The 24,843-nt window shown below is 57.7% G+C and carries 23 protein-coding genes; 15 read left to right on the top strand and 8 right to left on the bottom strand.

The features are described 5' to 3' along the window. The first annotated feature begins 85 nt into the window (after positions 1-85). Positions 86-1,459, top strand: coding sequence for an AI-2E family transporter (locus tag I6I12_RS02115; protein WP_200288581.1), 1,374 nt, complete (start codon positions 86-88; stop codon positions 1,457-1,459). 52 nt (positions 1,460-1,511) lie between these two features. Here the strand turns inward: I6I12_RS02115 and I6I12_RS02110 are convergent, their stop codons facing one another. Both I6I12_RS02110 and I6I12_RS02105 read right to left on the bottom strand, forming a co-directional pair. Then, the gene (locus I6I12_RS02110) at positions 1,512-2,102 is read right to left on the bottom strand and encodes a nucleosidase (protein WP_200288580.1); all 591 of its coding nucleotides are present in this window, start codon (positions 2,100-2,102) and stop codon (positions 1,512-1,514) included. A 23-nt stretch (positions 2,103-2,125) separates the two neighbouring features. Then, on the bottom strand, positions 2,126-3,154 hold the full coding sequence (locus tag I6I12_RS02105; RefSeq protein WP_234288154.1) for a hypothetical protein: 1,029 nt from the start codon (positions 3,152-3,154) through the stop codon (positions 2,126-2,128). A 326-nt stretch (positions 3,155-3,480) separates the two neighbouring features. Here I6I12_RS02105 and I6I12_RS02100 point away from each other — a divergent pair, with 326 nt between their 5' ends. From I6I12_RS02100 to I6I12_RS02075, 6 genes are all read left to right on the top strand, one after another. Next, positions 3,481-4,467, top strand: a complete 987-nt coding sequence (locus I6I12_RS02100; protein WP_200288579.1) for a hypothetical protein — start codon at positions 3,481-3,483, stop codon at positions 4,465-4,467. A gap of 268 nt (positions 4,468-4,735) precedes the next feature. After that, positions 4,736-5,290, top strand: coding sequence for an LppP/LprE family lipoprotein (locus I6I12_RS02095; protein WP_200288578.1), 555 nt, complete (start codon positions 4,736-4,738; stop codon positions 5,288-5,290). 98 nt (positions 5,291-5,388) lie between these two features. Further along, on the top strand, positions 5,389-6,543 hold the full coding sequence (locus I6I12_RS02090) for a TRAFAC clade GTPase domain-containing protein (protein ID WP_200288577.1): 1,155 nt from the start codon (positions 5,389-5,391) through the stop codon (positions 6,541-6,543). Beyond that, positions 6,534-6,860 (top strand): hypothetical protein, encoded by a 327-nt coding sequence (locus I6I12_RS02085; protein ID WP_086588807.1) that lies wholly within the window; start codon positions 6,534-6,536, stop codon positions 6,858-6,860. Before I6I12_RS02090 ends, I6I12_RS02085 begins: the two co-directional genes overlap by 10 nt. Positions 6,861-6,929: 69 nt before the next feature. Continuing rightward, positions 6,930-7,334, top strand: coding sequence for a hypothetical protein (locus tag I6I12_RS02080; protein WP_200288576.1), 405 nt, complete (start codon positions 6,930-6,932; stop codon positions 7,332-7,334). Between the two features lie 111 nt (positions 7,335-7,445). Further along, positions 7,446-7,640: a hypothetical protein gene (locus I6I12_RS02075; protein ID WP_200288575.1), complete on the top strand. Its 195-nt coding sequence runs from the start codon at positions 7,446-7,448 to the stop codon at positions 7,638-7,640. On the opposite strand, the gene I6I12_RS02070 is transcribed toward I6I12_RS02075, so the two are convergent. Genes I6I12_RS02070 through I6I12_RS02060 form a run of 3 tightly spaced genes read right to left on the bottom strand, consistent with a single transcriptional unit; the run spans position 7,637 to position 10,604 of the window. Further along, on the bottom strand, positions 7,637-8,920 hold the full coding sequence (locus tag I6I12_RS02070; RefSeq protein WP_200288574.1) for a sulfate adenylyltransferase subunit 1: 1,284 nt from the start codon (positions 8,918-8,920) through the stop codon (positions 7,637-7,639). The two genes, I6I12_RS02075 and I6I12_RS02070, sit on opposite strands and share 4 nt — an antisense overlap. Beyond that, on the bottom strand, positions 8,920-9,819 hold the full coding sequence (gene cysD / locus I6I12_RS02065) for a sulfate adenylyltransferase subunit CysD (RefSeq protein ID WP_200288573.1): 900 nt from the start codon (positions 9,817-9,819) through the stop codon (positions 8,920-8,922). The genes I6I12_RS02070 and cysD overlap by 1 nt, the downstream gene beginning before the upstream one ends. Further along, positions 9,819-10,604: a phosphoadenylyl-sulfate reductase gene (locus I6I12_RS02060; protein ID WP_200288572.1), complete on the bottom strand. Its 786-nt coding sequence runs from the start codon at positions 10,602-10,604 to the stop codon at positions 9,819-9,821. Before I6I12_RS02060 ends, cysD begins: the two co-directional genes overlap by 1 nt. Positions 10,605-10,777: 173 nt before the next feature. Here I6I12_RS02060 and I6I12_RS02055 point away from each other — a divergent pair, with 173 nt between their 5' ends. The 3 genes from I6I12_RS02055 (at position 10,778) to I6I12_RS02045 (ending at position 14,962) form a co-directional block, all read left to right on the top strand. Next, the gene (locus I6I12_RS02055) at positions 10,778-11,197 is read left to right on the top strand and encodes a methylenetetrahydrofolate--tRNA-(uracil-5-)-methyltransferase (protein ID WP_200288571.1); all 420 of its coding nucleotides are present in this window, start codon (positions 10,778-10,780) and stop codon (positions 11,195-11,197) included. 85 nt (positions 11,198-11,282) lie between these two features. Then, positions 11,283-13,025 (top strand): ABC transporter ATP-binding protein, encoded by a 1,743-nt coding sequence (locus tag I6I12_RS02050; RefSeq protein ID WP_200288570.1) that lies wholly within the window; start codon positions 11,283-11,285, stop codon positions 13,023-13,025. Next, entirely contained in the window at positions 13,025-14,962 is a 1,938-nt protein-coding gene (locus I6I12_RS02045) for an ABC transporter ATP-binding protein (RefSeq protein ID WP_284698435.1), read from the top strand. The genes I6I12_RS02050 and I6I12_RS02045 overlap by 1 nt, the downstream gene beginning before the upstream one ends. 18 nt (positions 14,963-14,980) lie before the next feature. Here the strand turns inward: I6I12_RS02045 and I6I12_RS02040 are convergent, their stop codons facing one another. The 3 genes from I6I12_RS02040 to I6I12_RS02030 form a co-directional block, all read right to left on the bottom strand. After that, a complete protein-coding gene (locus I6I12_RS02040) occupies positions 14,981-15,538 on the bottom strand; it encodes a hypothetical protein (protein WP_234288153.1) in 558 nt (185 codons plus the stop codon). 68 nt (positions 15,539-15,606) lie between these two features. Then, on the bottom strand, positions 15,607-16,374 hold the full coding sequence (locus I6I12_RS02035) for a DUF6114 domain-containing protein (protein WP_200288568.1): 768 nt from the start codon (positions 16,372-16,374) through the stop codon (positions 15,607-15,609). Then, positions 16,364-16,942 (bottom strand): DUF6230 family protein, encoded by a 579-nt coding sequence (locus I6I12_RS02030; protein ID WP_200288567.1) that lies wholly within the window; start codon positions 16,940-16,942, stop codon positions 16,364-16,366. Before I6I12_RS02030 ends, I6I12_RS02035 begins: the two co-directional genes overlap by 11 nt. 409 nt (positions 16,943-17,351) lie before the next feature. Between I6I12_RS02030 and I6I12_RS02025 the strand changes: the two genes are divergently transcribed. The 5 genes from I6I12_RS02025 to I6I12_RS02005 all read left to right on the top strand — a co-directional run bounded on the left by I6I12_RS02025 (position 17,352) and on the right by I6I12_RS02005 (position 24,840). Further along, positions 17,352-18,428, top strand: coding sequence for an oxygenase MpaB family protein (locus I6I12_RS02025; RefSeq protein WP_200288566.1), 1,077 nt, complete (start codon positions 17,352-17,354; stop codon positions 18,426-18,428). A gap of 78 nt (positions 18,429-18,506) precedes the next feature. Beyond that, positions 18,507-20,093, top strand: coding sequence for a succinic semialdehyde dehydrogenase (locus tag I6I12_RS02020; RefSeq protein ID WP_200288565.1), 1,587 nt, complete (start codon positions 18,507-18,509; stop codon positions 20,091-20,093). A 166-nt stretch (positions 20,094-20,259) separates the two neighbouring features. Then, positions 20,260-21,066 (top strand): NAD(P)-binding protein, encoded by an 807-nt coding sequence (locus I6I12_RS02015; RefSeq protein WP_200288564.1) that lies wholly within the window; start codon positions 20,260-20,262, stop codon positions 21,064-21,066. Next, on the top strand, positions 21,066-21,965 hold the full coding sequence (locus I6I12_RS02010) for an oxygenase MpaB family protein (RefSeq protein ID WP_200288563.1): 900 nt from the start codon (positions 21,066-21,068) through the stop codon (positions 21,963-21,965). The genes I6I12_RS02015 and I6I12_RS02010 overlap by 1 nt, the downstream gene beginning before the upstream one ends. A gap of 106 nt (positions 21,966-22,071) precedes the next feature. Next, entirely contained in the window at positions 22,072-24,840 is a 2,769-nt protein-coding gene (locus tag I6I12_RS02005; protein ID WP_200288562.1) for a (Fe-S)-binding protein, read from the top strand. The last annotated feature ends 3 nt before the right edge of the window (positions 24,841-24,843 follow it).

Genomic DNA, 24,843 nt, shown 5'->3' with positions numbered 1-24,843 from the left:
CTCCCAGGAGGTAGCGTCCCGCCCGTGGGCCGCTACCTCCTTTTCGTATATGCGCTGCACGTTTTATGTGGCATAGTGGTAAGCAATGTCTACATCACATAATTCATCTTCCCGCGACGAGGCCCAGCGCCCGTCTGCGCAGGAACAAGGCACCGCAACGCAAATCCAGAAGCCAGGCGAAGAAGATTCGCATACCCTCGTCGCTTATGATGATGCGCATCTCGGTGCAGAAGCCGCCAGCGAGCACCCCGCTGAGCGCGATGATAAATCTGCCATCCTGGCCAAGGACTTCCGCACCATGGCCAAGGTCTCGGTGGTCTTTATCCTCATCGTCGCCGGCTTGGCCCTGGCGGGCTATTTGCTCAAGTTCATCTGGGTAGGCCTGCTCCCTGTCCTGCTCGCCATCCTTGTCTCCACGGTGCTCTACCCAGTCAGCGCCTGGCTGCGCGGCAAGGGATTCCCGCGCTCACTCGCGGCCGTGAGCACTTTGCTCGGCCTGATCATTATCTTCTGCGGCGTCTTTGCCGCCATGGCCCCAGTGGTCACCAGCCAAAGCCAAACGCTCATTGACCAAGCCGAGGATGGCATTAACCAGCTGACGGAGATGGTGGAAAAATCCCCCATCGATATCCGAAGCGACCAGCTGCAATCCGTGCTCCAAGACGTGGTCAAGTTTGCCAAGGGTCAAGCATCCACCATCGCCACCGGCGTCATCTCTGGTTTCTCCATGGCCAGCTCCATCGTCGTGGCCGCGCTGATCATGCTCTTTGTCACCTTCTTCATCATCAAAGATGGCGACAAATTCCTGCCCTGGCTGCGCAAGTACACCGGCAACTCCACCGGCTGGCATGTCACTGAGCTGGGCGCGCGCATCTGGAAGACCTTGTCCGGCTTTATCCAGGCCCAAGCCGCCGTGGCCATGGTGGACGCTATACTTATCGGCCTTGGCCTGTGGGCTCTGCAAGTTCCGTTAGCACTCGTCATCGCCGTGGTGACCTTCTTCGCCAGCTTCATCCCCATCATCGGTGCCGTAACCGCCGGTGCTTTGGCAGTTATTATCGCTCTGGTATCCAATGGACTAACCAACGCGCTTCTTGCTTTGGCAGTTATCATCATCGTTCAGCAAGTAGAAGGCAACGTCCTCCAACCATTGCTGCAGTCCAAGGCCATGGGCCTGCACGCCACGGTCGTCCTACTCTCTGTGACCGTTGGCTCCACCCTGGCCGGCATTGTTGGCGCGTTCCTCGCCGTCCCCGTGGCCGCAACCATTGCCGTTGTCGTGCGCTACCACGCCGAAATGGCTGCGCTGCGCTCCGGGGAAGTCGAGCCTTCAGATATAGACATCATCACCGGCTCCAAGGATGATCCTGAAGACTTCAGCGACGTCACCTACGAACATGACGAGACTCCACGCGATATGGTAGAGCAGCTCTACCAGTCCATGAGCCCGCTGAGCTAAGACTCAGCGACCACAAGCAGCGCGCCGGCCCTCCGCCGGCGCGCTTTAGTATTTAGCGCAGAAAGCCTAGATCCGTAGCGGCCGAGGCGAGCTGGCGCGCGCCTCGGTCGAGGACGTTGGCCCACGTGCCCTTGGACTCCTCATTCGCGGAATCGGAGACCTGCTTGAGCAGGGTGCAGGGCACGTCGAAGCGCTGGCATACTGCGGCAATGGAATAGCCTTCCATGTCGCAGAGCTGGGATTTTTGGGCCAGCTCAGTGCGCAGGGCGGTATCGGAGACAAACATATCGCCCGTGGCCAGCCCACGAACCGGCAAGCGGCCGGAGGTTTCCAGCTCGATGACCTCTGGCAGCAGGTAGCGGTTGATATCGGTAAGCACCTCGAGCTTGAAGTCGTGTTTGGTGACCTTGCCTACTTCGAAGACGCCAGCCATGCCGTCGACAAGCGCGCCGGCCGTGCCGATATTGACCACGCGCTCGGGAAGGGCGCCATTAGCGCGGGCGTCGGCAAGAGCCTCCGTTAAGGCAATGGCCGCTGGAACCGTGCCGATTCCAGTAATGAGCAGGGGCTCGCCCTCCGGAATGTGCGCGGCCTCCGCATCGACAGCGGCGACGAAAAGGGTACGTCCGTTGAGATTCTCCATGCCTGTGAGAATACCTGCCCGCCCTAATCGAAGTTCAACGTGCGGTTCTTCTGGCGCAGGCGAATCGTAATATTCTTCTGGCCAGCACCGAGTGCGATAATTTTCCCGCTGAGCACGCGCGCGACCGCCAGGTCGGCCTCCGTGGGGGCTTCGGCGGCCACCTGTGCCGTGGGTAGCCAGGCGTCGTGCGGATCAGGCGCGCCAAGGTGAATGAGCCGCTCGCGCTCCACGTCAATCCAATAGCCTTCAGTGGCCATAAAGCGATCGTGGCTCCCATCGAAGGAATCGCGGCGCCACCCGCCCTCGGCCACACGGAAAACAAAGGGGCAATAACCAAAACGCGAAGGCACGATATAACGCGTCTGAGGGCTAACGCGCCAATGACCGCGCGCGGAGCTCCAGACTTGGCGGTAGGTATCAGCCAGGCTCATACCCAGCCGCAGGCGCTGTTGTCTGTCCTCGTCTAGCCCCGCATCTTCTACCTGCGTATTTAGCTCACCCAGGCGCGTAGCATCTGCCACGTACATGCCCAGCCATGCCTCTTCCGGCGTCGTATACGGCCCGGTGATATCGCGGTGAAAGGACCCCGGAATTGCCTTGTGTGCGTCCTGGGGCAGGCGCTGGCGCGCAGCAAAAGCCCACAGCCGCGGATGCCCCATGCGGTAGAGCATCACCGTCGCCCGTGGCAGGCGGTCATGCACCTGTCGGCGCGTCAAGTAATCACCAGCACTGATGCGCCGCAGCAGCTGCTTGGCGACGTCCCCCTCCACCTGCTGCTCCATTCCCGGCGCGACTTCCATGTCCGACAGCTGGCTAAGCAGCATCAGATCGATGATGTCTCCCAAATCAAAGACCTGGTTCAATTCCGACTGTGCTTCGGAGCCGAAGGCCTCGATAGCGTCATAGCCTAGGGCACTACCCAAGCGACGGATGAGATCCGGGGACACACTCACCCGGTTGCGAGTTGCGTGCAATTCCGCGGCGTTGAGATTGCGGTCCAGCCCCACGAGGGCTCCTTTCTCCCCCTCATTGGGGAAATAATTTTTGGTCATGCTTGGACTTAAGCCGGACATTGGCCTCCCCGGTTTCCTTCATTTGGGTCTTGTCTCGGAAAGCAGGCATCAGATGAAGCCCTTCTAGGAGGTTTTGGGACTTCTCAGCTTGGTCGCTGTTGGTTTTTCAGTCAGACAGATTATGACGTACTTAATCCCTACGAGTTACATAATAGAAAAGTGGCACGTTGCAAATACCCCTTTCATAGTCCCATTCGAGAGAATCTTTGCAACTCTTATGCCTATAGTATGACGCGGAATGATTCTTAATCATTCTCTTTCTTTCGCATTTCTCTTTCTGGACAGCGCACAAAGGAGCCTTACCTTTGAACGACAAGAATTCTTGGGGTCCACCAGACTCAACCCCACTTTCAGATTCGAACGGGCCTGCCTCCTCTATGCAGGACCCCGGCACAGGAACAAGCACTGAATCTTCAAGCAAAGGCACGCGCACCGCCATTATTGTCGTTGCCGCTCTCGCCATCATTGCGCTTATTGGCGGTGGCGCCTGGGCGCTAACGGGAAACAAGGATTCTGATGGTTCGAGCAGCGCTGAACCGAATTTTCATTCTCAAGAAAACAGCAGCGACGAAACTACCGAAGGAGCGGCTTCTGAAGAAGAATCCACTCTTGAAAAGAAAGCTGCGTCTACACAAGCTAAGAGCGCTAGCACTGGACCTTCCGCAGAAGAGAAGTGTGGAACGCTAGCCGATGACCTAATGGACGTTCCAATTGGCACGCTTCAGCTGTTTTGCGATGGCACCTGGCTTTACATGGCCCAAAAGCAATCCTCAAATTATGGACTGTTCTACTGGACCGATAATGAGTGGAAGTTGTATCGGTCTGACAATACGACTGGAGACTCCGTCAATCAGTGCTACGACAAGGGCAAGTTGGACACGGCTGGCGCCCCGAAGCAGCTGACCAACCAGCTCCAACTCTGCGATGCACAGCAAACGCAAACTCCAAAGGTTCGCGACAGGCCCATTACCGCCGAGGAGGAGTTTCCGCCAGAAGATTATTGGTACGGCGAATGCGATGGCAGCTACGTACTCATCGCGGAATCGGTCATCATCCCGCCGGCAACTGATCCGATTTCCGAGCCCTACCGAGTGCACAAAAAGTACCCAGGTTCCAAGATAATCCGGGGCGGCGCATGTAGTTCCCTGCGCAGCCGTACTGAGAGCGGCTCTGTCTATGCCATCATCTATGAAGCCGGCCACAGCGTGGAAAAGGTTTGCGAGCTCAAGGCTAAATACGGCGGCAATGCCCGATCCCTCAATAATGACGCGGATTTCTCTGACCCCTGCTAACCCCGATTCCGCGTTCGATTCCCTGTCACTCCCCTTCTGCTGCGTTGTCTCCCTACACCCGCTACAACGCAGCGTGCACCCCTTTGACTTTTCATCTACCGCCTCAATTTGAAAGCAATATCTTATGCCTAAATCATCTGCCCACCTAGGCCGAATAAGCCGTATAAGCATTGCAGCGAGCGCCGCCCTTATTAGTTTCTCCTTGGCTTCCTGCGATGACGAAACGTCGGATACAACCGCACAGGAGTTTTCGGTTGAGTCGGCGTCAATGTCCGTTACGGAAGAAAGTAGCGATGCCAAGCCGGAAGAATCGTCCACTGACTCTGCTGCGGCGGAAGAAGAACCTACTCGGCCGGTGCCACCGAACGTGATGATGGATGACGAGCAGCCGAGCCCAGAAGCCGACACCACTTCGTCGTGTGGCGCGGCAGATGCCCAAGCTGCTTTCTCCGAGGGCGTATCCCAAGTAGCTCCGTGGGGCACCATCGGATGGCAGCTTTTCGATTCCTCAGGCTACGATCCCTGTGCATCTCTATCGTGGGAAACGCTGATGGTTGAGGGAGGAACTAGTTCTTCACCCTTCCACATTATGTTGTTTAACCATGGCGAATATTTAGGCACCGCAACGGCAAAGCCCTATGGATTCGCCCCCACTATTGAGCGCGTCAGTGACTCCGAGATCGCGGTAACCTACCACTGGCCGCGCGAAGGCGAAGGCAACGCGAACCGCTCCGGTACGACTGACGCTGGCTTCCGCTGGGATGAAGGCCAGAAAAAGGTCATCATGTCCGGCGACGTACCGCCAACATCTGTAGGCAGCTAAAGGCGTAATCAATCCACCGCTTTTACCCACCCCTTGGCCTCTGAAGAATTTCTCGCAGGCGTCAGGCATGATGTTTTCAGCTGATGTATTTTCGCACTATGAGCAAACAACAAATTCACCAGCACATCGCAGTTTTTGGTCAGGCTGGAAGCGGAAAGACAGTCCTTCTTTCCTCACTCTTTGGCCGCTTCCACGAGCCATCGACTATCCATAAGAACGGGTACAGATTCTTAGCGGACGATTCTGCGCGCGGAAATAAACTGCTCCAAAAATACTTGGGAATGAAGGAGCAAGCCCAAGCTCCGATGCAGGATAAGTTTGTTTCCTCTCCATTCGGTTTTAAATTCGTACCAGAGTCACAGCCCTTGGACGCGAAGAAGAAGACTTCGCACATTGGCATTACTTGGCATGACTATCCAGGCGAATGGTTCGAGTCAGAGGTCAGCTCTGAAAGCGAACGAAATGATCGGGCTCATACTTTCCGCCAGCTGATCCAATCAGATGTCGCTCTGGTTTTGGTTGACGCACAAAAGCTGCTCGACCACGAAGGCGACGAAGATCGCTACCTCAAGTCACTATTCGGCACCTTCCGGAACACATTGCTGGGCATTAAATCCGACATCATTGCTGACAATGAACGGCTGGAGCAGTTTCCCCGCATCTGGGTTATCGCGCTTTCTAAAGCCGACCTCATGCCGGAGTTGGATGCGCACAGGCTCCATGAGCTCGTCGTTCTTCATGCCGCTGATGAACTGAACGCGCTGCGCAAAGTTCTGGCAGATTTCGTCAACGGCGACGAGGCTCTATCCGTCGGAGAGGACTACATCGTCATCTCTTCAGCTGAATTCAAGAACGGCACAATTGATTTAGAAAAGCACAAAGGCGTCGACGCCTTGCTTCCGTTATCTACGATTTTGCCTATCCAGCGCTACCAGCGGTGGAATGTATTGCGCCTTCTCCCGGCTGGCCTAGCGGACGAAAAGATGGTGAAAAGGGGACTTGGTATAGCACAATCGGCTTTTGCGATGCTTGGCAAAGTAAACAAGATGCCATTTAATTTCCTGGCCAAGGCTCAAGGTATCGCTGGTCTGGTTGACCCGCTCATGTCTGCAGCCATTCCGGTGATTGCCGAGGCTCGAAAGAATGCGGTGGAAAAGCATGCATTTAAGGAATTGTTGCTTACAGATTTCGTCATGAAATTGCGCGAGAGCATCGACAACGACATTCTCGAAAGGTCGCCGCGATGGAAATAATCTGGGCTACGCGAGGCAAACACTGGGGCCATAAGTTCTTACTCGATGGCGGCTATAAGGACCCATTGCCGCCATATCTTGAGGCATTTTCGGGCTTTGAAAACTCCCGCCACGTGTTTGAGCGCTGCAATGGACACTTGGCATTAAGGTTTCCAGATCCAGAGGAACGCCATGATGAATCAGGTCGCTTGATTTACCACGACCTAGTTATCAGCGGCCATGCCATTACCGATGTACGCTCCTACGACGAAGCATGCTCTTTTATGTGGCCCTTGATTGCGGACGAATACAGCAAGCTCTGGAATGCAGAAAATTAGAAAAGAATCTGGGCTCTTTAAACAGTTAATCGCCGCCGTGAATATCAAGACCTTATCCCCAGAGGAATAATGAAGGTGACTGATGGCTGGAATTCAACAGAATTCGCGGAGAAGATGAACTGCCTACTAAAGCGATACTACGCAGGAGACAATGGGCTTTCTCCGGCTGCAGTAGAGCTTCGGGCGGTGTGGAGAACTGCAGGACTCGCATACGCCATTTTCACAGTCTCGAAACCGAGAGGGATTGCGTATGTGGGAGTGGAAATGACGGTTCTTCCGGGACTTGGTTCTGCCATGTCGGAAGAAGAAACCGCTATAGAAGGCTGGTTAGACCGATTAGCCGGAGATACGCTGGCCAGCGCATTGGACTACAACGAAGATGACAAAATCCAATGGCAGGGAAAGGTCGCCGGCAACACTCCAGAATTTTTCTCAGAGCTAGGCCCCGCTGTGGGAGAAGTATTCTTCCCATAAGTACCAAAAGCCTAGAGGGGCGCGGCAGCCAAAAGTGGCCGCGTTCTAGGCTTTCGCGGGGAACTAGGAGCAGGTTATCGTGGCCAAAGCGTAGCCGAAGGAGAGATAGTAATGAGCGAGAAGACGTTTCAGCAGAAGTTCGGAGCTTTCGCTCTGGTGGCGGCGGTTGTCCTGCTGAGCGTGAACTTAACCGTAGTAGGGCCTACGGTGTTCGGTATCTCCACGCCGCTACTGCTCGGAGTCACGGGCATCATTATGATGCGCGGTGACAGAAGTGAGAGCAGCAGCGGCACGAAGAACAACTAACGCAGGCGGTGGCCCACGAATCCGGCGGCGAGGGTGTTGCCGGAAGATTGGTCGATGAGCAGGAAGTTGCCCACCGCGCCGCGGGCGGCGTAGTCCTCGACGGGGAGCTCGGCTTGGGTCTGGATGGTGATGTGGGCGATGTCGTTCATGGCGACGGACTCGGGGTTCTCAAAATCGGAAACGCCATCGAGGTCCAGGGTGCGAGTGATGGCGGCGATGCGGGCTTTGACCAGGGAGGATCCGTAGCGCAGCTTGAGCATCTGTCCGGGCTTGATGTCCTTTTCGGTCAGGCCAACGACTGTGGCATCGAATTCGCGGGTGGCTGCGGGGCGTTGGGACCCAGCGATGAGATCACCGCGGGCGAGATCGATGTCGTCGGCAAGCAAGAGCGTCACGGAGTCGCCGGTGGTGGCGGAGTCGGCGGGGCCGTCGGCAGTGTCAATCTGGGTGACGGTGCTGGTGCGGCCTTCGGGAAGGCCAACCTCATCGCCCACGGAGATGGAGCCTGCCTTCACGCGGCCGGCGTAGCCGCGGTAATCGGAGGCGTGCTCGCGGATGACGTACTGAATGGGGAAACGGAAGTCCAGCTCATCGGCGCGGCCAGTGGCCACGGGGACGGTCTCGAGCACCTCGAGGACAGTCGGTCCGGTGTACCAGGGCATATTAGAGGAACGCTCGACCACGTTATCGCCCTTGAGCGCGGAAATCGGCACCACGGTGGTATCAGTGATGCCCAAGCGCGCGGCGATCTGGTTGAACTCGGACTCGATATCGCGAAAGACCTGCTCTTCATAGTCCACGAGGTCAATCTTGTTCACCGCGAGGACCACGTGGCGCACACCAAGGAGGGCGGCGACGTTGAGGTGGCGGCGGGTTTGTTCGACGACGCCATGGCGGGCGTCGATAAGAAGCACCACTACCTGGGAGGTAGACATGCCGGTGACCGTATTGCGGGTGTACTGCACGTGCCCCGGGGTATCGGCGAGGATGAAGGTGCGCTTATCCGTGGCGAAGTAGCGATAAGCCACGTCGATGGTAATGCCCTGCTCGCGCTCGGCCCGCAGACCGTCGACAAGCAAAGAGAGGTCCATGCCGTCGAAGCCGCGGTCGGTGGAGGTGCGCTCCATGGACTCCACCTGGTCTGCAAGCACGGACTTGGTGTCATAGAGCAGGCGGCCGACGAAGGTGGACTTGCCGTCATCGACGGAGCCGGCGGTGCACAGGCGCAGGGTATCGCGCTGCTTGAGGGCGCCGACATTCGGCGCGAGGGTGGTCGTCATCAGAAGTAGCCTTCCTTCTTGCGGTCCTCCATGGCGGACTCGGAGAGTTTGTCATCGGCGCGGGTGGCACCGCGCTCAGAAAGGGTGGAAATGGAAATCTCCGCCAGCACCTCATCCGGCGTCGATGCGGTAGATTCCACGGCGCCGGTGCAGGACATATCGCCCACGGTGCGGTAGCGCACGGTGCGGGTTTCCAGCTCCTCCCCCTCGGCCGGGCCGCCCCATTCACCAGGGGCTAGCCACATACCATTGCGCTTGAATACCTCGCGCTCATGCGAGTAGTAAATGGAGGGCAGCTCCAGTTCGCGGGCGCCGATGTATTCCCAAATATCGGACTCGGTCCAGTTGGAAATGGGGAATACGCGAACGTTTTCGCCGGTCATTTTGCCGCCGTTATACAGATCCCAGAGCTCGGGGCGCTGGCGGCGAGGATCCCAGCCGCCAAAGGAATCGCGGATGGAGAAGATGCGCTCCTTGGCACGGGCGCGCTCCTCATCGCGGCGGGCGCCACCACATACGGCGTCATACTCGCGCTCGGCGATGGTCTCTACCAGCGGCACGGACTGCAGCGGGTTGCGGGTACCATCGGGACGCTCCTGGAGGTCGCCGCGGTCGATCCAATCCTGGACGCGGGCGACGTGCAGGCGGGCACCGGATTCTTCCACGAGGCGGTCGCGGAAGTCGATGACCTCGGGGAAGTTATGCCCGGTATCGACGTGGAGGAGCTCGAACGGAACCGTGGCCGGAGCGAAGGCGCGGCGGGCCAGCTCGAAGACAACGACGGAGTCCTTGCCTCCCGAAAAGAGGATGCCTACCTTGTCGAATTGGCCGGCCACCTCACGCAGGATGTGGATAGACTCGTTTTCAAGGTCTTTGAGGTGTGGGGAAAGTGTGCTCATTATTCGTGTAACCCGCATTCTGTCTTGCCGTCTGCAAATACGCGCCCGGATCGGGCATCTTCGCCTTCGCCAACTGGGAAGGTCAGCGGGGCGCAGCCGATGGAGCGGTATCCCTGCAGGGTGAGTGGGTGGATGATGAGGTCGTTGTCCTCGATATAGCGGTCCGTATCGTCTAAATCCCAGGTGATGATGGGCGATATCTTCAATCGTCCGGTGCGATCCAAGCTCAGCGCCGGGGCGGTGGCGCGGTGCTCGGAATCGGCGCGGCGCAGGCCGGTAACCCAGCCGGCATACGGGTCCATCGCCATATTTAGCGGTTCCACCTTGCGCATGCGGTTATAGGCCGCGGTATCGCGGGCATACAGGCGCGGGCCGTAGACCTCGTCTTGTTCTTCTGGGCTCAATAGCGGCAGCACCCGCACTAGGGGCAGGTCCCGGTAGCGCTTTTCTACCTCATCGGCCACCTGGAGGGTTTCCGGGAAGTGCCAGCCAGTATCGATGAAAAGCAGATCCGCATCGAGCCCGGCGCGGTGGGCGAGCTCGGCCAAGACCGTATTTTCCATGGACATGGTCACCGCAAGGCGGCCGGGAGCGTGCTCGGCGGCCCATTCGGTGATGGTTTCGGCAGAGGCATCGTGCAGCTTATCCGCCCACTGGTCTACCAATTGCTGGTTGCGCGCGGCTACCTCGGCGTCCAGCGGCGCGGTATCCCGCGTGCCTTCCGGGGAGATGCTGGGGTCACGGTAGTTCTTGCCACCGTCCAGCAGGTTCGTTGTTGGGTTCATGCCGTCACACATTAGGCAAAACCCCAAGGCGGTGCAGGAGATTATGCGCGAAAAGCCGCTGAGCTTGGCGGGAGGTGCGAATAAAAAGTTTCCAATCCGTACCAAGCGGACTAGATTTACAGACAAGACAGTCTATTGCGGGGTATTTGCGCCCCACCCAAGGAGGCACTTCCATGCAGCGTATAGCCATCATCGGGGAGGGGCCGTCCGCCCTATCCACCGCCGAAAAGCTTATCAGCGCTGGCATGTGTGTGGACCTCATTACTCAACGTACCGCACCATTCGGTCTACTTCGACGCTTTGCCGGCCTCGCGGGCGTGCTTGCCGACGCCGTCTCAGGATCCCACTGCGGCCCCGGCACCACTCCCCGGCTCCGTCTCATCGGCAACGTGCGCGTAGGGCCCGACGGCGATATCACCCATAACGAAATCCACCGCCTTTCTGCCGCTGGCGACCGCGATCTGCTCATTCTCGAGCTCAAGGCCCGCGGCGTGGCCGTCACCACTTGGGAAGGTTTGTGCACCCCCCTCGAAGACTTCGAGGATTGGAACAGTGTCATCACCCGCGCCCAGCTGGCGCATGTGGGGATTTAAAGGAAGACTCAGACTAGCGCCCCGCTCACCCTAGATATAAACTTGCACGGCTACCCAGCCACGGCAAGGAAAGGGGCGCGAGTCCATGGATCTGGTTCGCATTCTCATTACACGGTCGGCGCCGTATACGCCGTATTTCATCGCGGTACTTGTCCTGCAGGCCTTGTCAACAGCTGCCACGCTGTACCTCCCATCGCTGAATGCCAAGATCATTGATGAAGGCGTGGCCCAAGGCGATGTGGATTTCATTTGGCACACCGGTGGGATCATGCTTGCCGTTGCTTTTGCCCAAGTCATCACCGCCATTGGCGCCGTATGGTGCGGCAGCCGCACCGCCATGGGCGTAGGCAGAGATTTACGCAGCCAAGTTTTTCGCCACGTTAATTCCCTATCTACTGAGGACATGAGCCGCTTTGGCACGCCTACGCTTATCACCCGTGGCACCAATGACATCCAGCAGGTGCAAATGGTCTATATGATGATGCTCAACTTCATGGTGACCGCGCCTATCATGTCCATCGGCGGCATCATCATGGCCATGCGCGAAGACGCCGGGCTGTCCTGGCTGGTGTGGGTGTCCGTGGCAGTATTGCTCGGCACGATTTCCGTCATCATTGCCCGTCTCATGCCACTCTTTCGCATCATGCAGGACAAGCTGGATGCCATCAATGGCACCCTGCGCGAGCAAATTACCGGCATTCGCGTGGTGCGCGCCTTCGTGCGTGAGGCCTATGAAACCGAGCGATTTACCCAAGCCAATAAGGAAATTACCCGCCTGTCCCTGAACATTGGCCGCCTTTTCGTGGTGATGTTCCCGCTCATTACGGTGATCCTCAACGTGGCCACGGGCGCGGTGCTGTGGTTTGGCGGTCACCGCGTGGATGACGGGCTAGTCAACGTCGGCTCGCTCACGGCGTTCTTGCAATATTTGCTCCAGATCCTGGCCGCAGTCATGATGGGTACCTTCATGGCGATGATGCTGCCCCGCGCCATTATCTGTGCACGCCGCATTACCGAGGTCCTCAAACACGAACCATCCATTACTCCGCCTAGCACTACAACTACCCCGGACACGGCCACGGGCACGGTGGAATTCCGCAACGTGGGCTTTTCCTATTCTGGTGCGGATGCGCCAGTGCTAGAAAATATTTCCTTTACCGCCCAGCCCGGCACCACTACGGCCATCATCGGTTCGACCGGCGCGGGCAAGACCACCCTCATTTCCCTTATCCCGCGCCTTTATGTCCCAACCGAGGGCCAAGTGCTTATCGACGCCACCCCTACCACCTCCCTGGCCCGCCAGGACATCGTCCAGCGCGTGTCCATCGTTCCACAAAAGGCCTACCTATTTAGCGGCACGGTGGCCTCCAACCTGCGTCTTGGTCGCCCAGAAGCTACCGATGAGGAGCTCTGGGAGGCGCTGCGCGTAGCCCAGGCGGATTTCGTGGAGGACCTAGACATGCCTATCGCTCAAGGTGGCACCAATGTCTCCGGCGGCCAACGCCAACGCCTATCCATCGCGCGCATGCTGGTCGCCCGCCCGCTGGTCTATCTCTTCGACGATTCCTTCTCTGCCCTTGATGTGGCTACCGATGCCAAGGTGCGCGCCGCAATGCAGGCTTCCTTCGCACAGCGTGAGCAACCGGTGACCAGCATAATCGTCGCCCAGCGCGTGGCCTCTATCCGCTATGCCGACCAAATCCTGGTACTCGATGCCGGACGCATTGTTGACCGTGGCACGCACGAAGAACTTCTCGATCGCTGCGCGGTGTACCAAGAAATTGTTGATTCCCAAGAAACCGCCGCTGCTGCAGGAGGCGAGAACTAATGGCTGAAAATACCGCCTCCACCGCCGAGCCCACGGATAACGCTCCTGACGTCATGGGGGAATCTGCACCCCGCCAAGCCAAGAATTTTTGGCCCTCCATCAAACGCCTCTTTTCCTTGCTTGCTCCATTTAAGCGCAGCCTATGGGCCGTGGCAGCTATGAATGTTGTCTGCATTTTCTTAGCCGTTGTGGCTCCAAAAATCATGGGCAAGGCCATGGACGTCATCTTCGCCGGAGTTATTTCCCGTAACCTTCCCACCGATATAACCGCCCAACAAGCCATCGATGGCATGCGCGCTCAAGGACAGGACCGCTTCGCGGACATGGCTTCCGCCATGGATTTCATCCCTGGCGAAGGCATTAACTTTAACCGCTTGGGCACGCTCATCATCACCGTAATCGCGATGTACATCGTCTCTTCCGGCTTCCAATGGTGGCAGGGCGCCATTCTCAACAAGGTGAGCATGGATACCGTATTTGACCTGCGTGAGCGGGTAGAGGCCAAGATTAATGCGCTGCCGTTGAATTACTTTGATTCCCAGCAGCGCGGCGATATCCTCTCACGCACCACCAATGACATCGACAACGTGCAGCAGGCACTGCAGCAAGCACTCTCGCAGCTGTTTTATGACGCTCTGTTGGTCATCGGCATCACCATCATGATGTTTAGCGTTTCTTGGCAGCTCGCGCTGGTTGCTCTCCTAGCTCTGCCGCTTACCGCCCTAGTCATCGGGGTCATCGGCGGCCGCTCACAGCGCCAATTCAAAACGCAATGGCGCTCTACCGGCCAGCTCAATGGCCAGGTAGAAGAATCCTTCTCCGGCCATGACCTTGCCATCGTCTTCGGCCGCACAGAAGCTATGACGGAGGAATTTGATAAGCGCAACGAAGAGCTTTACCGCTCCGCGGCAAAAGCACAATTCCTCTCCGGCAGCATGATGCCAATCATGCAGTTCCTGTCCTATCTGTCCTACGTTGCCATCGCGGTCTTGGGTGGCCTGCGCGTGGCTAATGGCCACATGACTTTGGGCGCAGCCACTGCTTTCATCCAGTATTCTCGCGAGTTCAACCAGCCGCTGGGCCAGCTTGGTGGCATGATGCAGCAGGTCCAATCCGGCGTGGCCTCGGCCGAACGCGTCTTTGAGCTTCTCGACGCCGAAGAACAATCCCCCGACACCACCGACGAGGACCTCCCCGGCCGCGCTCGCGGACTCGTTGAGTTCCAAGACGTTGATTTCTCCTACTCGGAGGATAAAGAACTCATCACCGGCCTCAACCTGCGCGTGGAGCCCGGCCAGACCGCGGCCATTGTCGGCCCCACCGGAGCCGGCAAAACAACCTTGGTCAACCTGCTGATGCGCTTTTATGAATTAGACGGCGGTCAGATTCTCATTGACGGGCACGATATCGCCCGCATGCCCCGCCAGACGCTGCGCTCCCAGGTGGGCATGGTGCTCCAGGACGCCGTGCTTTTCAAAGGGTCGATCATGGACAACATTCGCTACGGCCGCTTGGACGCGACGGATGAGGAAGTCATCGCCGCAGCTAAAGCGACTTATGTGGACCGCTTCGTCCACGCGCTGCCCGAGGGCTACGACACCATTATCGATCAAGACGGCGGCGCCATCTCGGCCGGCGAGCGCCAGCTCATCACCATTGCCCGCGCGTTTTTGGCCCAGCCCGCGCTGCTCATTCTCGACGAAGCCACCTCTTCGGTCGATACCCGCACTGAGGTACTCGTCCAAGAAGCGATGAACGCACTGCGCGCAGATCGCACCTCCTTCGTCATCGCCCACCGCTTGTCTACTATTCGCGATGCCGATCTCATCCTCGTCATGGAAAACGGCACCATCGTCGAACAGGGCTCGCACGATGATCTCCTTGAAACCCAGGGCGCCTATTGGTGCCTGCACCAATCGCAGTTCAATAAGGCTTAAAGGGAAGCTGCAGCGTGGTTACTGCACGTTGAGCTGGACCTGCGGGGCGTGCAAATTAGCGCCCTGCAGGTTGACCAGCTCCATGGTGACATCTTGTAGCGAAATGTGCTCCATCAAAACGTTGGGGATAGGAGCATCGGGCACCACGTGCGGGTCGGGAACGCCCAATTGATCAAGCACCGCGTTGAGATCGCCGTTGGATAAATCGACGTTTACCGGAATGGTGGGGTGATCCACCACCGCGGGCGTTGTCTGTAGTCCAGTGGTCAGGACGGTGACCGGCCCGTCCGTGACGGTGGTTTCCACGTCACCAGTGGTTAGCTTGCCTTGCCCCACAGCCGCGGGCAGGGTCAACGCGAGGTTTCGCGCGGCCAACTTGTCACCTACGAGTTTCAGTGCTCGTTGTTCACCCTGTGCGGTAGGCACAGTAATAAGCGAGGCGCTTACGTTTCCAGTCAGGGTGACATTATCAGCAGTCACCGTGCTGAGTTCAGATTGCGCTAAGGCCAAGCCTTCCTGCGCACGGGTTTCCTCAGGTTGGTTCACCGCACACACCGCGGTAAAAGCGCAGAGCACTGCGAGCACACTACCTTTTACCACACGAGCGGAGCGACGACGCGGTAGTGAGCTCAGCCTGAATAGCTTCATACTGAACCCGCCAGCTCTTTGGCCTGGGATTTTTTCTTCTTCTTGTGCTTCTTTGGAGACTTCTGGCGATCCTGTGGCTGCCAAGCAAATGAGAGCGCACCACCGATAATGCCCAAAAGGCTGCCGATCACGAAGCCGCCCAGGTTCGTGGTGGGAAGCGCGATGATCGCCACCAAGATGGCTAAAACACCCAGGTAAGACGAGGTCTCCTGCCGAAACCAAGCTCCAAGGCCGAACATGATAAGTGCCGCACCAATAAGGAGCGTCGAAACGCCCGACACCGTGGAAATCATGACCAACAGATCAGAAATGCGCACAGTAATATAGGCCGGCGCTGCGATGGCGATGCCGGACAAGATAAGCAACAATCCACCCGCGAACGGACGACGCTTACGCCAGTGTTTAAACCGCTTCCACCAGCTCTCTTTAGGAGCCACTCGGGTTACGGCTTTGTCATTTTTGTTATTCGCTGCGGAGTCCTGCGATTCACCAGCGCTTTTAACCGCATCCGCTACCGACTGCGATGCGTTGTCTCCATCGCTTTCCGCCGCGGCCGTGGCTTCAGCGCCAGCCTTAGCGGTGTCGTCGGCCTTCGTCTCCGCAGCACTAGCGTGATCAGTGCCAGTGGCGGCCTCGCCAGCGGTTTTCTCGGCCGGCTCATGGGTGGAATCTTGGGCGCTGCGTGCAGCTTCGCCGTTATCGGCACCGGTTTCGTTCACCGCAGGCATGCGCAAAGTCTCATCATCAGAAGACTTAGCAGCCATTGTTGTTGCTTCCCCTCTTCACCGTCACATTCACACCAGAGGCAGCGAGCCTTTCTGCTCCCACCGAGGTCGTACGAATATCGTCCGCGCTCAGGGTCACCTTCTGCGCGTACAATCCCCACGAACCTGGATCTGCCTTGTCATTAACCTGGCTGGCGTCAACACCCACGTTGGCATTCGTCAGATCCAGCTGACCCTTAATATCGGTAGCACCAACCAAGAGATTCTCTACCTCCACACTGTCATCACCATTCGCACGGAGGGCGAAGGTGGTCTCGCCAATGCCTGGGACATCAGGAAGATTGGCGGACAGGCACAAATTGGAAGCCACGGCGTGCTCAAACTTCAAGCGCGCGGCGGGGATGGTTTCTTCTCCCATCTTGTCCCTATCAACGAAGATCGACAATCCTTCGCCCTCTAGGTGGCTCATGTTCACCTTAAAGAAGGTTCCTGAAAGTGCGATATTAGCGGTCAAGCCACCTTGGGCTACCGCAAAACCTGTTACACCAAAAGCTGCAAGCCCGGCAGCCAGTGCGGTTGCAAACTTTGGAATACTAATCCTGCCCATGAAGGAACCTTTCTGTGGAATTGAAAAGGCGGGGTAGCTGCCTGTTTTAGCAGCGTCCCCCGTCTACGGTGAATTTTCAGCCCACTCTTTACCGCGGCAAGAGATATACAAGCCCACGATGAGAAATAGACTTACGCAATCCACTGATAAAATGAGCTTGAACACACGTTAGCACTACCTGAGACACGTCACACAAAAAGGGGTGCAATTAAATACGCCCGCAACGGTGTAGCCCAGATCATGTGTTTAAAGAAGATTATCGCACTCCTGCCATTGTCAACTTCCAATCCCCCACTAAACCTGCAGCACACAACACTGTACCCCCAAATTTGTGCGCCATGTAATAAGTGTGCACCGGTGTGTGTTACGCTTCACAACCATCAGATTTTATCGACTACGGAGGGTCGAATTGTCCAACTCACTGAAACCCGAAAATGCACAGGCAAACGAAGAAAATACCCACATTGATTCCACTCAGTCCGGTGCGGAAGAAGTAAACGCTCAGGACAAGAAGGAAGAAAAGCGCGAGCTGCGCCGCGCTCCTTTGGGCCCGGATTCCCTGTTGTGGAAGTGGGGCTCGGATAACCGCCTGCAGCTATTGCGCGGCTACACCGGCATTTTGCAGAATATGCACCCAGCGATTGGTCAATCCCTTTTGGACCACTCGAAGTTCTTCGACGAGCCTTTCGCTCGCCTGCAGCGCTCTACGCCGCAGATTATTGAGTCCATCTACGATGATGGGGACATCGGTGAGCGCATCCGCGACTACCACGTCACCATTAAGGGCACGCTGCAAAATGGCGAGCGTTACCACTCCCTGAACCCGGAGACTTACTACTGGGCACACGCTACCTTCGTCTACCGCGTTATCTACGCCCAGGAACTCTTCGGTACCCCGTTCACCAAGGAAGAGCGCGACCAAATCGTTCGCGAGGGCGTGACTTGGTGGGATAAGTACGGCATGTCTGAGCGTCCGGTCATCGATAACTACGATGACTTGATCAAGTACATGGATGACATGGCAGACACCGTGCTCGAGCGCAACCAGACCGTTGACTTCGCACTGCGCACCGCACGCGTAGAGCCGGTCAAAGCTCCGGAAGGCGTTCCAGAGGCAGTATGGAAGGTTATCTGGAAGCCCATTATGCGCAGCGCCATCTGGTTGACTGTGGCTACCCTGCCGCAGAAGTACCGCGACATCCTGGATCTGAAGTGGACCAAGCGCGACCAGAAGCGCTTCGACCGCATCGCTAAGTCCGTTCGCTTCATCATGGACCACCTCCCTGAGGACAAGCGCTACATGGAGCCGGGTCGTTCCTTGATGATCAAGAACGGCATGATCGAGGGCAAGTACAAGGAGCCGAAGAAGATCCAAGGCTACAACGCCGCCCAGGCTAAGGACTCTGCTGCCACCGCGGAATCTACCGACAAGCCGGATTCCGATGATGCAGTAGCCGCACGCCGTGCAGCCGGCTGCCCGTTCTAAAACACACCGGCTTCCCAATTGTTCGTGAGCTTTTTAGCTCACGAACCTTTTCATTGATCTTTCTGGAGCGTGCATTACATGTCTTTACCACGCCGTCTACAAGAACGGCCCTTGCCACAGCAATTACTAACTGAGCTACAACATCTCACCACTAACTACTCCACCGGCTCGCTGGATAAAGGCGAACGCAAAGCGGTCCACTCCCCCTTATTTGAAGAAGAATTAGGCTGGGTTGGAGTAGGTTCCGAAGAAGACGTAGATGAGGCTTTCCGCCGTTCGCGTCAGACCCAAAAGGCCTGGGCCGATACCGACGTTAAGCAGCGCGTAAAGGTAATGAAGCGCTTCCACCACCTCGTGGCTAAACACCGCGAGCTGTTGGCGGACTTCATCCAATTGGAAACCGGCAAGGACCGCACGGCCGCCTTTGATGAGGTACTCGATGTACTAAATAACGCGCGTTATTACTCAAATAATGCGCCAAAGCTACTGGCCACTCAGAAGCAGCCGGGCGCATTTCCGCTCATCACCAAAACTCACTTGCAGCGAGTTCCTAAGGGTGTTGTGGGGCAAATCAGCCCATGGAACTACCCATTAGCACTGGGCATTTCCGATGCCGTTGCGGCACTACTTGCCGGCAATGGCGTTGTGGCCAAGCCCGATGGATCCACCCCGTTTTCTAACCTGATTTCCCTCTACCTCTTGAGGGAAGCAGGACTGCCGAAGGATTTGCTGCAGATCGTTACCGGCTCCGGTCGAGTCGTCGGCTCCGCTATCTCCGAACGCTGCGATTACCTGATGTTTACCGGTTCCACCAAGACCGGCAAGATTTTGGGTACCACTGTAGGCGAGCGCCTCGTTGGATATTCCGCAGAACTGGGCGGCAAGAACCCTATGATCATCGCGCCGGATGCGGACATCGACAAGCATATTGACACCATCGCTACCGCTTGCTTTTCCAATTCGGGCCAGCTGTGCGTGTCGATTGAACGCATCTACGTACCCGATGCCATCTTCGATCAATTCATTAACGCATTCCGCCGGGCAACCGAGTCCATCAAACTTGGTTCCGGTTTGAACTGGGACTACACGATGGGTTCACTCATCGGCCAAAACCAATTAGATGTGGTGCAGCACTTTGTCGACGATGCGGTGGATAAGGGTGCCACCGTTATTACTGGCGGCAAGCCCCGCCCGGATATTGGCCCCTATCACTTTGAACCCACGGTTCTCACTGATTTGGGTGAAGGCGCCGAGCTTGCAGAGCAAGAGGTCTTTGGCCCTGTGGTGTACGTGCAACGCGTGCGCGATGTCGAAGAGGCCATCGAGCAGGCAAATAAATTGCCCTACGGCCTGAACTCCTCTGTATTCGGCCAACCCGAGACCGCGCAGGGCATCGCTGAGAAAATCGATGCAGGCAGCGTGACCATCAATGACGGCTACGCCTCCACATGGGCCTCGATTTCCACCCCGTTGGGTGGCGTCAAGGAGTCCGGTGTTGGCCGCCGTCATGGCCACGAGGGTCTGACCAAATATACAGAAGCGAAGAATATCTCCTCGCAAAGGATCATGCCGATGCGCGGGCCAAGCTGGCTTCCCAATAAGTACTACGGCACTTTGCTGAGCTCCGCATTGCGCTTAGGAAAGGCCTTGCGCTTCCTCCCCTGAGTACTGCGCAGCATAAGCAGCCACCTTTTAAATTCAGTAACTCACTTCACATTCAAAGGGTATGTGTGTACGATCACAACATACTCAGAAATGTGTTCTGCTGAATGCATAAATTGCACAACACACAGCGGCCAGTAAGCGCCCTGTGAAACTCGAAAGGAACAGTATGTTCAAGCCATACCGCCGACCGACTGTCGCAGTGGTTGGTGCCGGAGTAGCCGGATGCGCCGCAGCTTCTGAATGCGCATTCTCTGGATTCGACACCGTTCTTTTTGAACAAGAACCACACATCGGCGGTCACTTCAATTCCGCTGAAGCCACTGAGGTTTCCCGGAAGTACCACTTCCGTACCCCGTACCTCCGTCTCACCAAAACTGATGGCTCGCCAGCTTCTGTAATACGCCACCTTGAAGAGGCTGTTGCTGCCAGTGGCGCCGAGTTCCGCGGTTCCACCGCCGTTACTGGTGCCGAGTTCGACCGAGCAGAAGGCAAATGGGAAATCTCCTACCTCGGTGATTCCGGTCAGGAAACCCAAGCTTTCGATGTGTTGATTCGCGCCACCGGCGAGGAATCCCCGTGGATTTCCGTACCGGGACGGTCAAAGGCCAGCGTCGATGACATGTACCTCCACCACGGTGTAGAGGTATTTGGGCTGCCTAATGCCCTCTTTGTTGACGGCCCCACCCCGCGCGACTCTTACCTCAAGCGTCGCCCACTAGCTGTCATCGAAGCCCGCGCCGATCACTGCCGCCGCTACGTCCGCCAGCTCGAAATTCGTGGACCAGGCGAACTAACCGTCAAGCACGATAAATGGTTGGTTCAGCCCGGCACTGTACGCGGAATCCGCGAAGTGCTCGCAGGGTTCGATGCACCGGCCCATGATTTCAAGCGAGCATCCAACTACGCCCCTGAGTCCGCCTCGTCCGAACGCCAGAAACATCAAAAGTCCGCTACTGCCCTTAAGGAGGCGTAATGACTACTCTGAGCAATCCTGAAAGCACTGTAAACGACAAGCACACCCAGACTGCAGATAACAACACCGATAACCTGCCTGAGCTGGGTCCGGATTCCATCCTGTGGCAGCGCTTTGGTGACTGGCGCTCCGCATTCGTCGCACTGTCTGCTGGTCTTTTGCAGATTGCCCAGCGTGACATCAGCCGGTCTCTAGTGCAGCACTCCAACGTTTTCGATAACGAGGTTGCGCGCTTGGTTCGCTCCGCCTTCCCGATCATCCGCACGATCTACGAAGGCCCAGAAGTTGGCGTCATGATTCGTGACTTCCACAAGGACATCAAGGGCACCCACCCAGATGGAAGCCGCTACCACCCGCTGAACCCGGATGTTTACTACTGGGCACACGCCACCTTCGCTGCTATGCCGTACCAGCTGGCCGGCAACTTCATGGATCCTCTGACCCCAGAGGAGCGCGAGCAGCTCTTCCAGGAGACCCGTACCTGGTACACCTTCTACGGGGTTGCAGAGCCCGACGATGCGCCCAAGACGTACGCTGAATTTGAAGAGTACGTGGACAACATGATCGAAAACCTCGATATCAGCGAGACCATCGAGCGCTCCCGCATCATCAACGGCCTTACCCTCGACACCCCAGATCCCAAGGTGCCCAACTGGCTGTGGAAGCCCGTTGCACCTTACGCATCCCGCCTGCTGTTGTGGGTTGCAATCGGCATGATTCCAGACAAGCTGCGCAACAAGATTGGCTGGGAGTGGACCAAGAAGGATGAGCGCAAGCTCAAGATCTTCTCCCGCGCCGTCCGTGGCGTCTTCTCCATCCTCCCGCGTAAGGCACGCATGGTTCCTATTGCTACCCGCGCCTTTGAGAAGGCGGAAGCTGAAGGCGGCTTCCACTACTAAGGCCTTTATCCCTTCACTCATAGTTACTGAATACTGACTCCCATGATTGCGCCTTGAGGCCTTAAGGTAGATAACAACGTGGAGCATCAGTAGTGAAGGAGCACGAATGACAACCGTGTCCGGTTGGATCGCTATAGCCACATCGATTCCGGTGTGGCTATACTTTTTCGCCCGCATAGGCGCGCTCATTAAGTTCATCCGCTCGGGCGGACCAACCCAACTAGAGCGCACCAACAGCCCCGTAAAGCGCGTCGGGCGCGTGCTGGCAGAGGTCTTTGGCCACTCCCATTTCAAGGGAAAACCTCTGGTCAATGCCGCCCACTGGCTGGTGATGGTGGGCTTCCTTTTCGGCATCCTGGTGTGGTTCGAGGCCTATATCCAAACCTTCGCACCGAATAAGGGCTGGCCGTGGCTCAGCCACTGGCCGGTCTACCACTTTGTGGAAGAAGTCTTGGGCATCGCGACGGTGCTCGGCATTGGCTTCCTCATCGGTGTGCGCCTCAAGCTCGGCGATACCGAGCGTGGCAGCCGCTTCTTCAACTCCCAGACCGCCTCCGCACGCTGGGTAGAGTTCATCGTCTTTTCCGAGGGCCTCGGCATGATCTTGGTAAAGTCCACCAAGATCGCCACCTACGGCGGCGGTTCCGCCTGGGCGGATTTCTTGAGTATCCACTTGGCCAAGCTCTTCCCCGAGTCACCGGCCCTGGTGAGCTTCTTCGCCCTGTTCAAGCTGCTGTCCGGCATGCTGTTTATCGTCTTTATCTCCCGCAATTTCCAGTGGGGCGTCATGTGGCACCGCTTCACCAGCTTTTTCAATATTTTCTTCCAACGCAATGCCACCGGTGAAAAGGCACTGCAGTCCTTGCCCACCCCGGATTTGGAAGAGGACATCACACCAGGCAGCTGGAAGATGCTGCTGGATTCCACTTCATGTACCGAGTGTGGTCGCTGCCAGGAGCTATGCCCAGCCTGGAATACCGAGAAGCCACTGAGCCCCAAAAAGCTCATGATGGACCTGCGCCAGGGAGCGCTGGATAACTACAACCCGCACGAGGGCTTGGATGTACTGTCCATGGCCGGCGTTATCGATGATGATGTGCTGTGGTCTTGTACCAACTGTGGTGCGTGCGTGGATCAGTGTCCTACCGATATTGAGCACATCGACCACATCGCAGACCTGCGCCGCTTCAAGGTGCTCGCTGAATCTGACTTCCCATCTGAGCTCACCGGCCTATTCAAGAACATGGAAAACAAGGGCAACCCGTGGGGCCGGAATAATTCTGAGCGCCGCGCCTGGATCGATGAGGCCCGCGCCGATGGCATCGACGTGCCCATCATCGGTGAGGACGAGGCCGATTTCTCCGATATGGAATACCTGCTCTGGGTGGGCTGCGCCGGCGCCTATGATGACGACGGCCGCCGCACCACCCGTGCGGTCGTAGACCTGCTGCATACCGCGGGCGTGAAGTTTGGTGTCCTCTCCACCGGCGAGACCTGTACGGGCGATCCTGCCCGCCGCGCTGGCAACGAGTTCCTTTTCCAGATGATGGCGCAGCAAAACGTGGAGACCCTCAACAACGCCTTCGACGGCGTACCGGAGGGCCAGCGCAAGATCATCACCACTTGCCCGCACTGCTTTAACACCATCCGCAACGAGTACCCAGACTTTGACGGGCATTTCGACGTCTTCCACCACACCCAGCTGCTCAACCGCCTGGTACGCGAAAGCCTGCTCAAGCCGGTGCCGCGTACGCCGGAAAACCGCAAGCCGATTACCTACCACGACCCTTGCTTCCTCGGCCGCCACAACAAGGTCTTCGATCCCCCACGCGAGCTGCTCGAGGCCACCGGCGTGGAACTGCGCGAGATGGACAAGAACCGCGACGAGGCCTTCTGCTGTGGCGCCGGCGGTGCCCGCATGTTCATGGAAGAAAAGCTTGGCACCCGCATCAATGACTTCCGCACCGAACAGGCTTTGGAAACCGGCGCGGAAGAAATTGCCACTGGCTGCCCCTTCTGTAATGTCATGATGACCGGCGGCGTGAAGTCCTTGGCGCAGGATTCTGCCCCCACCACCAAGGTCAATGACGTGGCAGTTATGCTGCGCAATTCCATTTCCCTCGACAAGACCGGCACCCTGCCTGAGCCCCACCCCAAGGCCTTCCTTGCCACTCCGGTGCGCCACCAGAAGTCCACCGGCACCAATGATGCCCCGCTTGCCGACGCTCCTAACGCTCCCGCCCCCTCCGCCTCGGCCCCGGCAGCTCCCAGCGCACCCGCGGCACCAAGCGCGCCCGCCGCCCCTGCGGCACCGGCTGCGCCTGCGCCAAGTGCACCTTCTACTCCATCAGCGCCAACGCCTCCAGCTGCACCGCAAACTCCCCAAGCACCGGCAGCTCCCGCAGCACCGACCGCGCCTACCCCACCGAGTGTCCCGGCAGCACCTGCACCACAAGCACCAGCCGCTCCAACACCACCAAGCGCTCCAACGCCGCCGAACGCACCCGCAGCGCCCGCGGCACCTGCTGCGCCTGCACCAAGTGCACCTTCTGCTCCATCAGCACCGACAACGCCAGCTGCACCGCAAGCTCCCCAAGCACCGGCAACTCCCGCAGCACCGACCGCGCCTACCCCACCGAGTGCCCCAGCAGCACCTGCACCGAAAGCACCAGCCGCTCCAACACCGCCGAACGCACCCGCGGCACCGGCAGCTCCAAGCGCACCGGCTGCGCCTGCACCAAGTGCACCTTCTGCTCCGTCGGCACCGACGCCACCTGCAGCCCCGAAGCCCACACAAGCTGCGCCGCCGGCTCCGCCTGCAGCTCCGGCACCGCCGGCGTCGGAAAGCGCGCCACAGCCGCCTGAATCTGAGTAGGCG

The sequence above is a fragment of the Corynebacterium kefirresidentii genome (assembly GCF_016599755.1).
Taxonomy (GTDB): domain Bacteria; phylum Actinomycetota; class Actinomycetes; order Mycobacteriales; family Mycobacteriaceae; genus Corynebacterium; species Corynebacterium kefirresidentii.
The sequence above is the reverse complement of the archived record's forward strand: the minus strand, read 5'-3'. Positions and strand labels throughout refer to the sequence as shown.